Source organism: Streptobacillus ratti (assembly GCF_001891165.1).
Taxonomy (GTDB): Bacteria; Fusobacteriota; Fusobacteriia; order Fusobacteriales; family Leptotrichiaceae; genus Streptobacillus; species Streptobacillus ratti.
Genome location: NZ_LKKW01000019.1, coordinates 14,195 through 27,665 on the forward strand (window position 1 = coordinate 14,195; position 13,471 = coordinate 27,665).

9 protein-coding genes are annotated in these 13,471 nt (G+C 26.8%); all 9 read left to right on the forward strand.

The window, feature by feature from the left end:
* The first annotated feature begins 116 nt into the window (after window positions 1–116).
* The 9 genes from BT993_RS04375 (at window position 117) to BT993_RS04420 (ending at window position 13,174) form a co-directional block, all read left to right on the forward strand.
* Window positions 117–1,628 (forward strand): carboxypeptidase M32, encoded by a 1,512-nt coding sequence (locus BT993_RS04375; RefSeq protein WP_072593406.1) that lies wholly within the window; start codon window positions 117–119, stop codon window positions 1,626–1,628.
* Entirely contained in the window at window positions 1,628–2,965 is a 1,338-nt protein-coding gene (locus BT993_RS04380; protein ID WP_072593407.1) for a M18 family aminopeptidase, read from the forward strand. The genes BT993_RS04375 and BT993_RS04380 overlap by 1 nt, the downstream gene beginning before the upstream one ends.
* A gap of 20 nt (window positions 2,966–2,985) precedes the next feature.
* Window positions 2,986–4,089 (forward strand): ABC transporter ATP-binding protein, encoded by a 1,104-nt coding sequence (locus BT993_RS04385; protein ID WP_072593408.1) that lies wholly within the window; start codon window positions 2,986–2,988, stop codon window positions 4,087–4,089.
* A complete protein-coding gene (locus BT993_RS04390) occupies window positions 4,089–4,952 on the forward strand; it encodes an ABC transporter permease (RefSeq protein ID WP_072593409.1) in 864 nt (287 codons plus the stop codon). The genes BT993_RS04385 and BT993_RS04390 overlap by 1 nt, the downstream gene beginning before the upstream one ends.
* Window positions 4,952–5,734 (forward strand): ABC transporter permease, encoded by a 783-nt coding sequence (locus BT993_RS04395; protein WP_072593410.1) that lies wholly within the window; start codon window positions 4,952–4,954, stop codon window positions 5,732–5,734. The genes BT993_RS04390 and BT993_RS04395 overlap by 1 nt, the downstream gene beginning before the upstream one ends.
* A gap of 381 nt (window positions 5,735–6,115) precedes the next feature.
* Window positions 6,116–8,353 carry a formate C-acetyltransferase gene (gene pflB, locus BT993_RS04400; protein WP_072593411.1) on the forward strand — a complete coding sequence of 746 codons (2,238 nt, stop codon included), beginning with the start codon at window positions 6,116–6,118 and terminating at the stop codon, window positions 8,351–8,353.
* A gap of 133 nt (window positions 8,354–8,486) precedes the next feature.
* Window positions 8,487–9,695 carry a peptidase T gene (gene pepT, locus BT993_RS04405; RefSeq protein ID WP_072593412.1) on the forward strand — a complete coding sequence of 403 codons (1,209 nt, stop codon included), beginning with the start codon at window positions 8,487–8,489 and terminating at the stop codon, window positions 9,693–9,695.
* On the forward strand, window positions 9,685–10,869 hold the full coding sequence (locus BT993_RS07195) for an alpha/beta hydrolase fold domain-containing protein (RefSeq protein ID WP_083557389.1): 1,185 nt from the start codon (window positions 9,685–9,687) through the stop codon (window positions 10,867–10,869). Before pepT ends, BT993_RS07195 begins: the two co-directional genes overlap by 11 nt.
* Before the next feature lie 310 nt (window positions 10,870–11,179).
* Window positions 11,180–13,174: a hypothetical protein gene (locus BT993_RS04420; protein WP_072593413.1), complete on the forward strand. Its 1,995-nt coding sequence runs from the start codon at window positions 11,180–11,182 to the stop codon at window positions 13,172–13,174.
* Window positions 13,175–13,471: the final 297 nt, after the last annotated feature.

A 13,471-nucleotide genomic window follows, 5' to 3' on the forward strand; every position in this document is an offset into this window, starting at 1 on the left:
TTTGAAAAGGTTTTAAGACATTTTTTTAAAAATATATTTTTTTTAATTTTAATTGAAAAAAAGTATAAAAAAATGTATAATTAAGATAAAATGAACAAAAAGAAAAGGTGATTTAAATGGATAAAATGATTAGATTAAAAGAAATTCTTGAAAAGAATAGAGCATATCAACATGCAATGACAATTTTATCGTGGGATTTAGAAACAGAGGCTCCAGTAAATGCTGGTGTAAGAATATCTAAAACTTTAGGTACTTTGAGTGAACTTTCTTATGTAACATTAGTAAATGATGAAGTAAGAGATATAGTTTATGGAGTAAACTTTGATGAGCTTAATGAAATTGATAAAAAACTAATATTAAATTTAAGAAAAGATATTTTTGATAAGATGAGCAAAATACCTGTAGATGTATATTCTAAATATTCTGAACTTTCTACAATATCTACTCAAAAATGGGGAGAAGCAAAAAGAAGTAATAAATTAGAAGAGTATGGACCTTACTTAGAAGAAATAATAAGATATAATAAAGAGTTTATAAAATATAGAGGATATAATGGGCATCCATATAATCTTTTATTAAGTGATTATGAAAATGAATTAACAGTAGAAATAGTTGATGAATTTTTTAAAAATATTAAAGATGAATTAACACCATTTATTAAGGAAGTAATTACTAAAAAAAGAGATGAGTTAAAAGATATCAAAGCTAGATTTTTATCAAAATCTTATCCTATAGATAAGCAAAAAGAATTATCTAAAGAAATATCAGAAATCTTGAAATTTGACTATAATTCAGGTGTTATTAAAGAAAGTGAGCATCCATTTACAACTAATACAAGTAATAAGGATGTAAGAATTACTACACACTATTATGAAAATGATCCTCTTTCAGCTATATATTCAACTATACATGAAACAGGACATGCCCTATATGAACAACAAATATTAGATATCTACCAAGAAAATTTCTTAGGTGGTGGAGTATCTATGGGTATACATGAATCACAATCAAGAATATTTGAAAATATGTTCTGTAAAAATGATAGCTTTACTAAAGTTATATATGACCTGATGGATAAATACTTTGGTATGGATATTACTTTAGATGAATTTAAATTAATATTAAATGAAGTAAATACATCACTTATTAGAGTTGAAGCTGATGAATTAACTTACCCTATACATGTAATGATAAGATATGAATTAGAAAAAGAAATATTCTCTGATTTAGAAAGAAAAGAAAATGCAGAAGATGTAGCTAAAAAATGGGCTGATAAATATGAGGAATACTTAGGTGTTAGACCTATGACTTATTCAGAGGGGATTTTACAAGATGTACATTGGTCACAAGGTTCATTTGGATACTTTTCATCATATGCACTAGGTTCAGCTTATTCAGCTCAAATATATGATGCTATGGGAAAAGATATAGATATATCTAAAGAATTAGAAAATAGTGAATTTAGTAATATTAATAGTTGGCTTAAAGAAAAAATTCATAAGTTTGGTTCATTTAAGGATCCTAAAGATTTAATATTAAATGCAACAGGCAAAGAATTTTCTCCTAAATACTATGTAGATTATTTGAAAAATAAGTTTGCAAAAATATATGAAGTAGAGGTGAAATAATGAATAATAAAAAACTTAGAGCAGAATTTCTTGATTTAGAAATTAAGAGTTTTGCTAGAGAAATGATAGAATTTATTGATGATTCACCTAGTACTTATCATGTAGTTGGAAATTGTTCAACAATATTACTTGAAAATGATTTTGAAAGATTAGAGCCAACATCAAAGTGGGAATTAAAAAAAGGTGGAAAATATTTTATTAAAAGATCTAATTCATCAATTGTTGCCTTTACTATAGGTGAAAAATTAGATGTAACTAAAGGATTTAAAATATTTGGTTCTCATACAGATTCACCAGGATTTAGAATTAAACCTAATCCTGAAATGATTGTAAATGGGATAATAAGATTAAATACAGAAGTATATGGTGGTCCAATATTAAATACTTGGTTTGATAGACCATTATCTATATCAGGTAGGGTTATAATAAAAACTGATGATATATTTAGACCAAAAACTATAAAGATTAAAATAGATGAGCCTATATTAATTATACCTAATTTAGCTATACATCAAAATAGGGAAGTTAATAATGGTGTTAAAATAGATAAACAAAATGATGTATTACCAATACTAGGATTAGTAAATGAAAGTTTTGAAAAAGATGGATATTTAATAGATATAATTTCAAAAAAATGTAATATTAAAAAAGAAGATATACTTGATTTTGACCTATATGTGTATGCAACTGAAAAAGGGTCTTTAGTAGGTGTAAATGAAGAATTTATATCAGCTCCAAAACTTGATAATTTAGTTTCAGTTTATTCAGGATTATTAGGATTAGTAGAAGCTGAAAATGCTAACAATCAAATTAATGTATTTGTTGGTTTTGATAATGAGGAAATAGGTTCTGCTACAAAACAAGGAGCAGATTCAAATTATTTATCTAATATACTTGAAAGAATTATATATTCACTTGGTATGGATAGAAATACATTCCTTACTATGCTTTCTTCTTCATTTATTTTATCAGCTGATGGAGCCCATGCTGCTCATCCAGCATATTTAGGTAAAAGTGATCCAACTAATCTTGGGAAAATTAATGATGGAGTACAATTAAAAATAAGTGCAAATCAAAGATATACATCAGATGGATTCTCTATATCTGTTATAAAACAAATTATAGAGGGAACTGATATTAAGATACAATTCTTTGTAAATCAATCAAATGAAGTTGGTGGTTCAACTATAGGACCAATATCATCAACACATTTAGACATAGATTCAATAGATTTAGGAGTACCAATGTTGGCAATGCACTCAGTTAGAGAATTATGTGGAGTAAAAGATTTATTTTACTTAAAAGAGTTAGCAAAAGAATTTTTTAGTAAAAATTAATTCATAAAGGAGATCGATAATTGGAAAGAAGTGATATAATAATTAAAAATGTTTCAAAAAGTTTTGGGGGAGATAAAATACTTAAAAATGTAAGTTTAGAAATTAAAAAAGGAGAGTTTTTCTCTATACTTGGACCTAGTGGTTGTGGAAAAACTACACTTTTAAGAATGATAGCAGGATTTATTTATCCTGATAGTGGAGAGATTATAGTTAATGGAGAAAGAATAGATAAATTACCACCGGAAAAAAGAAATGTTAATACAGTTTTTCAAAATTATGCCCTATTTCCAACTATGTCTGTATATGATAATGTTGCATTTCCATTAAAATTAAAAGGTTTTGCAAAAGATGAAATAGAAAAAGAAGTAAGTAAATATTTGGATTTAGTTGGTTTATTGGAACATAAGAAAAAAATGCCAGAAAATTTATCGGGTGGACAAAGACAAAGGGTTGCGATTGCAAGAGCCTTAATAGGTAAACCAGATGTATTATTACTTGATGAACCACTTTCAGCACTTGATGCTAAATTACGTCAAAAGCTATTAATAGAATTAGATACTATACATGATGAAGTAGGCATTACTTTCGTATTTGTAACTCATGACCAGGAAGAAGCTCTTTCAGTATCAGATAGAATAGCTGTAATGAATAAAGGTGATATTTTACAAATTGGAACACCTAATGAAATTTATGAAAAACCAAAAGATGAATTTATAGCAGACTTTATAGGAGAAACTAATTTTTTAACTGGAGAAATTACAGAAGTTTATGATAATTATGCAGTTGCAATTTCAGATGAAATTGGAGAATATAAGGTTGAACTTGATAAACCTGTTAAAGTAGGAGATAAAGTTAAATTAACTTTAAGACCAGAAAAAATTAAGGTTGATGTAAAACCACCACGTGAAAATCCTAAATATAAGGTTTTAAGAGGTGTGGTTGATGAGGTTATATATTCTGGGTTTCAATCAAAACTATTTATTAAAGTTGAAGGCTCAAATAGAATAATTAGAGCATTTGATCAACATAGAGAGTTTTTAGAAGAAGAAGAATTATTTGAATGGAAAGAAAAGGTGTATTTCTACTGGAATTATGAAGATGCTTATCTAGTGGAGGTGTACTAATGGCACGTAAAGATATATTACAAGAAAAATCAACTCTAAAATATCTATATTTTTTGCCTATTACTATATGGATGAGTATATTTTTTGCAATACCTACGGCTATAATAGTATATTTTAGTTTTTTGAAAAAAGGTGCTTATGGCGGGATATCAAGCTATAGTACTTTTACTTTAAAGGCATATATTGATATATTTTCATCAAAAGATATATTTAAAATAGTTCTAAAAACATTAAATTTATCTATAGTTATAACTATAATCACTATATTAATAGCAATACCTACATCCTATTTTATTTCTCGTTCAAAGAGAAAAAATATATGGTTGTTATTAATAGTAATACCTTTTTGGACAAATTTTTTAGTTAGAATATTTTCTATAGTTGCGTTAATAGGAAATAATGGAATATTAAATAAATTTCTAGTAAAATTATTTTTCTTAGATAAACCACTAGATTTATTATACAATAGAAATGCAGTAATAATAATATCTGTATATATATTATTACCTTATGCGATACTCCCTTTATATACAGCTATAGAAAAATTTGATTTTTCATTAATAGATGCAGCAAGAGATTTAGGTGCAAGTAATTTTACAGCACATATGAAAATATTTTTACCAGGAATAAAAAATGGTATAATTACAGCATTAGTATTAACATTTGTTCCAGCTATAGGTTCATATGCTGTACCAGATATTGTTGGTGGTACTGATGGAATAATGCTTGGAAATATTATTGCTACAAGAATGTTTAGTTTAAGAGATTGGCCATCAGCATCGGCTATTTCTACACTATTTATACTTATTACTTCTGTATTTGTATGGTTAGGAATTAAAGCAGATAAGGATGGTGATGAATAATGAATGAAAAAAGAAGATTTTCTTTATTCTTTTTTGTGTTAGTTATGATATTCTTTTATTTACCAATAATAATGTTGATTGTTTTATCATTTAATTCAAGTAAGGGATATGAATTTAAATCTTTTTCTCTAAGATGGTATATAGAATTATTTACTAAATCACCAGGGTTATGGAAAGCTTTTGGAAGAAGTATAATTATAGCTATATCTTCTTCTACAATTTCAGTAGCCATAGCAATATTAGGTGCAATAGGAATTAAATGGTATAATTTTAGAGTTAAATCATATGTTAAAGTATTAAACTATATTCCTTTAGTTATACCTGATTTAATAATAGGAGTATCATTACTGTTATTTTTCAATATGAATTTTGCAAAAATACCTTTAGGTATGTTTACAATATTTATTGCACATACAACATTTAATATACCTTTTTCATTGTTTATACTAATGTCAAGGATTTCAGAATTTGATTTTTCTATAGTAGAAGCATCAAGAGATTTAGGGGCAACAGAATTTCAAACATTAAATAAAGTGATATTACCAACTATGATACCAGGTATAATCTCAGCATTTTTAATGTCTTTAACATTATCGCTTGATGATTTTGTAATAACAAGCTTTGTTACAGGAACTAATTCTGATACCTTACCTATACAAATATATTCAATGTTAAAATTTGGAGTAAGTCCAACTATCAATGCACTATCAACTATATTAATATTGGGTACTTTAATACTAGCTTTATCTAGTAGAAAACTACAAAAATATATGTTAAATTAGAATGTTAAGTATAGTTTTGTGATAGTCTAAAATTAAATTAATGCTTATTTTATTGTAACATAATCAACTTTTTAAATATAATGGCTCTAAGGTGTAGTTTTACTACTTTAGAGCCTATTTTTTGTTTTTTATGCTGTAAAACTTTACATATTGTGAAAAAAATCAAATTTTATTGTTTTTATTTCATATTATGGAATTTGTCAAAAAACATTTTGAATTATAAAAATAATATTGTGATAAAAATAACAATTTTACATTATTTCAATAAATAATAGATATAAAATATTGAAAAAAAACATTTTTTATATTGAAATAAATTGATTTTAGTATTACAATTAAAGTGTAGAATATATATAAAACATATTTGAAAGGAATGAGATTATGGAAGCTTGGAGAGGATTTAAAGAAGGTAACTGGATGAAAGAAATCAACATCAGTGAGTTCATCCAATTAAATTACACTGAGTATACTGGAGATGACAGTTTCTTAGAAGGACCAACTGAGGCAACAACAGAATTATGGAACAAATTAAAACCAAAATTAGCAATTGAAAGAGAAAAAGGTATTTACAATGCTGAAACTAAAATACCATCTCAAATAGATGCTTATGGTCCTGGGTACATTGATAAAGATTTAGAAAAAATTGTTGGAGTTCAAACAGATGAACCATTAAAAAGAGCAATCTTCCCTAATGGAGGATTAAGAATGGTTGAAAATTCATTAGAAGCTTTTGGATATAAATTAGATCCAGCAACTAGAGATATCTATTCTAAATATAGAAAAACTCATAATGACGGAGTTTTCTCGGCATATACAGATGCAATTAGAAAAGCAAGAAAAACAGGAGTTGTTACAGGATTACCTGATGCTTATGGTAGAGGACGTATAATAGGAGATTATAGAAGAGTAGCTTTATATGGAGTAGACTTCTTAATCGAAGAAAGAACTAAAGATTGGAACAACTTAACACCAACTGAAATGACAGAAGATGTTATTAGACAAAGAGAAGAAATTTTTGAACAAGTAAAATCACTTAAAGCATTAAAGAAAATGGCTGAAAGCTATGGTTATGATATTTCTAAACCTGCAACAACAGCACAAGAAGCTATTCAATGGACATATTTTGCTTACCTTGCAGCAACTAAAGATCAAAATGGAGCTGCGATGAGTATAGGAAGAACTTCTACTTTCTTAGATATCTTTATTGAAAGAGATTTAAAAGAGGGAAGAATAACTGAAAAAGAAGCACAAGAAATGATAGATCATTTTGTTATGAAATTAAGAATAATTAGATTCTTAAGAACACCTGAATATGATGCTTTATTCTCTGGAGATCCAGTATGGGTAACTGAATCAATAGGTGGTATGACACTTGATGGGTCAAAATCATTTGTAACTAAAAACTCATTTAGAATTTTAAACACATTATATAACTTAGGACCAGCACCAGAACCAAACTTAACAGTATTATGGGCTCAAGATTTACCTTTAAACTGGAAAAAATTCTGTGCTAGAGTATCTATAGATACATCTTCATTACAATATGAAAATGATGATTTAATGAAACCAACATTTGGAGATGACTATGGTATAGCATGTTGCGTTTCTCCTATGACTATTGGAAGACAAATGCAATTTTTCGGTGCCAGAGTAAACTTACCTAAAGCATTACTTTATGCTATTAACGGTGGTAAAGATGAAAAACAAAAATTACAAGTAACTCCTGAGGGAATGTTTGAACCAATTAAAGGTGATTACTTAGTATTTGATGAAGTTTGGGAAAAATATGATAAAGTATTAGATTGGTTAGCACAAACTTATGTACAAGCATTAAATATTATTCACTACATGCACGATAAATATTCATATGAATCATTTGAAATGGCATTACATGATAAAAATATTAAAAGAACTCAAGCATTTGGTATAGCTGGATTATCTATAGTAGCAGATTCATTAGCAGCTATTAAAAATGGTAAAGTAAGAATAATAAGAGATGAAGACGGAGATGCAGTTGACTACGTTAATGAGGGAGAAGATTACGTACCATTCGGAAACAATGATGACTCAACAGATGATTTCGCAGTAGAAATTACTAAGATATTCATGAACAAAATTAGAAAACACAAAATGTATAGAGATGCTATACCTACACAATCAGTATTAACAATTACATCAAATGTTGTGTACGGTAAGAAAACAGGAAATACACCTGACGGAAGAAGAGCAGGAGCACCATTTGGTCCAGGAGCAAACCCTATGCACGGAAGAGATGTTAATGGAGCAGTAGCTTCACTTGCATCAGTTGCTAAGATACCATTTGAACATGCAAATGATGGAATTTCTTATACTTTCGCTATTACACCTGAAACTTTAGGTAAGGAAGATGATGAAAAGAGAGTTAATCTAGTTGGATTATTAGATGGATATTTCGCTCAAACAGGTCAACACTTAAATGTTAATGTATTTGGTAGAGATTTATTAGAAGATGCTATGGAACATCCAGAAAAATATCCTCAATTAACAATAAGAGTATCTGGATATGCAGTTAACTTCGTTAAATTAACTAAAGAACAACAATTAGATGTTATAAACAGAACAATATCTACTAAGATATAGTTTAAATACAATTTATACATGATTAATATGTAATAAAATATAAGTAAAGATAAAAAGAGCTTCGGCTCTTTTTTTCTTGTTTAAATATATAATTTATGATAGAATTAATCTATAAAAGGAAAGGAGTAATGATATGTTAGAAAGATTTAAAAAATACGTAAAATTTGAAACTAGATCTGATGAAAAATCAACAACTATACCATCAACACCTACTCAATATGAGTTTGCTAAAATGTTAGTTGAAGATTTAAAAGAAATAGGTTTAGAAGACATATATATTAATGATTATTGTTTTGTTAATGCAACATTAAAGTCAAATATATATAAAGAAGTGCCTACTATTGGCTTTATATCTCATATAGATACTGCTGATTTTGAAGCTAGAAATGTTAAACCTAATGTAGTTGAAAATTATAACGGGAAAGATATAGTTTTAAATGAAAAATTAGGAAAAATTTTATCTCCTAAAGATTTCCCTAATTTAAAAAACTATATAGGGAAAACATTGATTACTACAGATGGAACAACATTACTTGGAGCAGATGATAAAGCTGGAATAGTAGAAATTATTGAAGCTATGAAATTCTTAAAAGAACATCCTGAAATACCACATGGAACAGTTAAAGTTGCATTTGGACCAGATGAAGAAATAGGTAAGGGAGCAGATAATTTTAATGTAGATGAGTTTAAAGCTGATTTTGCATATACTATGGATGGTGGAGAAATAGGGGAGCTTCAATATGAAAGTTTTAATGCAGCTCAAATTACATATACTATAAAAGGAGTAAGTGTGCATCCAGGAACAGCTAAAGATAAAATGATTAATGCTAACACTATTGCATCAGAACTTGCTATGATGTTTCCTGAAAAAGAAGTTCCTGAACATACTTCAGGTTATGAGGGATTTTATCTTTTACATAACGTTGAATCAAGAATTGAACTAGCAACTTTAACATATATTATTAGAGATTTTGATAAACAAAAATTCAGTGAAAGAAAACTTTTCTGTGAAGAAGTAGCTAGAAGAATTAATGAAAAATATGGAAATGTTTTAACATATGAAATGTTTGACCAATACTATAACATGGGAGATATTATTAAAGATAATATGGAGTGTGTACACCTTGCAGAACAAGCTATGAAGAATTTAGATATTAAACCTAAAATTATACCTATTCGTGGAGGAACTGACGGTTCTAAAATATCATATATGGGACTTCCTACACCTAATATATTTGTTGGTGGAGAAAATTTCCATGGAGAATTTGAATTTTCTTGTTTAGAAGATATGATGAAAGCAAGAGATGTAATAATAGAGATAGTGAGATTTAATGCTAAGTAAGACAATTAAGGCTGTTATAGGGTTTATAACTATTTTCTTTGTAATATCATGTTCTAATATTGAATTACCTGAAAATGTTTCAGGAAAATCTAAAATATATTCCATGATATCATATAACCTATCTCCAAAAGTGGATAGGGATTCTATGTATGCTATACTTACATCTGTAGGTCTTGAAATAGAAGATTATGTAGTACCAGAGGAATTTGATTTTAGAGTATATGATGAAGAGGGTACAAGAATAGAACAATATTATACAAAAAATAATTCAGAAAAAAAATTAATAATAATTGGTAATGGTGGAAGTTTTTTAAATCCATATAAGATAGAAAGAAGAGATTTTTATTTAAATTTTTCAAAAAAACTTATAGGGTTTGATGTAATGATAGTAGATTTACATATGGGATTTCAACATAGATTTCCTATACAAAATAAGGATTTTTTAAATGCTTATAGATTAGCACTTAAATTAGGATATTCTCATAATAAGATAGCATTTATAGGGGATAGTTCAGGGGGAAATATAGTTACAACCTCTGCACTATATTTAAGAGATAATAAACTTCCTTTACCAGCTGGAATATTTTTAATGTCGCCATTTTTAGATGCAACAAATATGGTTGAAAGTAGGGAGAGAAATAAGAAAAAAGATGTATTATTTGGTAATCCATATAATTTTGAAAATAGATTGAAAATGTTAGGAAATATGCCATATTTTATTGCAGAAAAAGATAAAAAAAATAGATATATTTCTCCAGTATATGCGAAAAATTTAAAAGGATTTCCTAAAACTTTAATACATGTATCTGACTATGAGATTTTACAAGATGATTCAGTTGTTTTCTATAATAACCTAAAAAAGAGTGGAGTAGATGCTACTTTAGTTGAATATCCAGGACAACTACATGTTTTTCAAATGTTAAATATAAGGGAAGCATATGATTCTATAGAAAAAGCTACAAAATTTTTAAATGAAATAACAAGTAATAAAAAACATGTAAAAGTTGATAAAAAAGTTATAGAAAAAATCAGATTTAAAATTAAAACAGATAAATATACTGAAAAAGAAATAAAAGAATTTTTTGAAAAAATAGATATTAATATAGAAAGACTTATAGAACTTGAAAAATATAATTATAAGGCAAGTAATAGAAATTATTTAAATAATAAATAAATTATAGGAGAGGCATATATGTAAAACCTCTCTTTTTACAATTTATAGTCATATGTAAAAAGAAAGGTTAGATATAAGACAAGTAATTTATTTTACATTAGAAATAATATGACTAAAATAAATAGAAAAATCAAATTATACAAAAACCTAGTAAATACCATATATTTTCATTATAAGGAAAAACTAAGGAAAAATAATGGAAAATATAAAAAAATAGTGTTAAATTTAAATTTTAACTTGACAAAAGAGTGTTTTAAAGGTAAAATTAACTAGGTATAAAAATAAAAAGGGTATCTAGGAGGAAACATAAATGAAAAAAGCATTTTTAGGAGTTTTGGCTTTAATTTCAGTAACTTCGCTTGCTGATGTTACGGGATATTTTAAATCAAACTCAGAAGCGAAAATAAACGTAGATAATAGCAACAAAGTTGAATACGACTTATCAACTAGAATGGATTTAGGATTATATTTAGATTCTAAAAAAGAAACATTTATATTTACAGGTGGACAATTAAAAGGAACTGCAACAGCAGGTTCACTTAAAACACCACTATATTTAGGAGCAAGATTTGATGCAAAAGTAACTGAAAATTCAAATATGATTTTAACAGGTGCTTATAGAACTAATGATATAGATATTAAAGATCAAATTAAAGAACATGCAAAAGAAGCTAGTAGAGATAATGGTTTCGCATTTAGAAAAAAAGAAACTATATTATTATCAGGTGTTGGTTATGGTAAATATGATGACATCAATTATAGATTAGGTGTTTTATATAACAGTGAAGATTTTAAAGATAAAACACATAGATTAAACGCTTTTGTTAAAGCAGACACTAAATTAGAAACTGCAGATATTTCAGGTGAATTATTTTACAGATTAGGAACTGCTAAAACAAATATATATAAAGATAATAAGATTAAAGATGATGAAAAAGCAACTTTAGAAACAGGTGGAACATTAAAAGGAGAAGCTAAACTTACTACAGATAGATTAGTTAAAGACTTAAGCCTTGAACATAAAGCATACTTTGATTTAGGTAGTATAAATCATGTTAAGGTTAGCTCTACTGGTAGTGATGAAGCACAAGTAATAAAAGCTGGATTAGAAAATAAGGCAGTATATAAAGGTGTTAAAAACTTAGAATTAACTGGTAAATTAAACTATAAAGCAGAAGTTGTTTCTATTTATGAAACAAGTAAAACTGAACAAAAAGGTCATATGAAACATAGTCCAGAGGTTTTCGTTGGTATTAAATATGATAATAAAAAAGTTATGTTCAGTACTGAAAACACTGATAGAGTAGATGTTAAACATGAATTAAAAACAGGATTAGCTTTAAAAGATGAAATGCTTGATAATTTCTTTAAAACAGATAATAAATTAGAAGTTAAACCTGTTGAATCATTAACTTTAAGAGCTAAGGCATTTGATATTTTAGAGTCTAAAAAATTAAAGAGTTCTAATGGAAAACATCATAAGAATTCATTTGTAGGAGGATTAGGATTAACAATTAACCCTAAATCTGATAAAGTGAAATTTGAACATAAATCAGATGCAGTATATGGATTGATAGATTTAAAATTTGCTAACTGTAAGACTCTTCTTAACACTAATATTGAAGCTCATGACTTATTCTTATGGACAACTAATAAGTTGACTGTTGATGTAAATGAAAAAGTTAAATTAGAGAGTAATTTAAATTCATATAATTATTTAGAGTTAGGAGTTTACCAAGGTGAATACGATGGAATGTATATGAATAGTTTTGCAGAATTAAATGGAAAAGTTAGTTATAAACATGGAAATGTTGACTTTTCACAAATGTTAGGTGCAAGATACGCATATGATTTATTAGAAGAAGATAATGGTCATTATTACATGGTAGAATCAAATACTAAATTAGGATATAAAATTAACTCTATTGTTGAACTTAACTCAGGATTAAATTTAGAATTTAATGCTGGAGTATCAAAAGAAATAGATAGAGCTTTAAAAATGTTCGTTGAATCTCAAGGGTTAGATGGAGATAAATTTAAAACACTTGAACAATATACTAATGATGTTAAATTTGATGATAAAAAATTAACAGATAGAATTAACGATGAATTAAAAACATATGGTAATGATACATATGATATAGTAATCAAACCTGAATTAGGTGTAACAATGAAATTCTTAGAAGATAAATTAACAGTTAAACCAAATGTTTCAACTAGAGTATTATTTACTGCTGGAAGTAATCCATTTAAGTTTGACAGAGCTAATACTAAAGGTACTTTAAAAGTTGAATATGTTTGGTAATTAGATTTATAATATATTTATAAATATGTTCGAATATTGAAGTGTGTCTATGAACTGAAAGGTTTGTGGACACATTTTATTTTAATATATGAATTTAGTTAGATTTCTAAATATTATTCTATTGATTTTTTTATTTTTTTGTTACATATGTATTATCTCACAACAATATATGAATTTAGGTAGTTAGATTTATACCTGTAAATATTTGACTTTATATTTTTTAAGTGATATAATATTGTCGATAAATAATATAAAATAAATAATAAAAAATGGAGGAAAAAATGGCAAAACAAAAAT

Coding starts and splice junctions, on each gene's coding strand:
- BT993_RS04375 (WP_072593406.1), top strand. CDS start 117: ATGGATAAAATGATTAGATTAAAAGAAATTCTTGAAAAGAATAGAGCA.
- pepT (WP_072593412.1), top strand. CDS start 8,487: ATGTTAGAAAGATTTAAAAAATACGTAAAATTTGAAACTAGATCTGAT.
- BT993_RS04390 (WP_072593409.1), top strand. CDS start 4,089: ATGGCACGTAAAGATATATTACAAGAAAAATCAACTCTAAAATATCTA.
- BT993_RS04380 (WP_072593407.1), top strand. CDS start 1,628: ATGAATAATAAAAAACTTAGAGCAGAATTTCTTGATTTAGAAATTAAG.
- BT993_RS04395 (WP_072593410.1), top strand. CDS start 4,952: ATGAATGAAAAAAGAAGATTTTCTTTATTCTTTTTTGTGTTAGTTATG.
- BT993_RS07195 (WP_083557389.1), top strand. CDS start 9,685: ATGCTAAGTAAGACAATTAAGGCTGTTATAGGGTTTATAACTATTTTC.
- BT993_RS04420 (WP_072593413.1), top strand. CDS start 11,180: ATGAAAAAAGCATTTTTAGGAGTTTTGGCTTTAATTTCAGTAACTTCG.
- pflB (WP_072593411.1), top strand. CDS start 6,116: ATGGAAGCTTGGAGAGGATTTAAAGAAGGTAACTGGATGAAAGAAATC.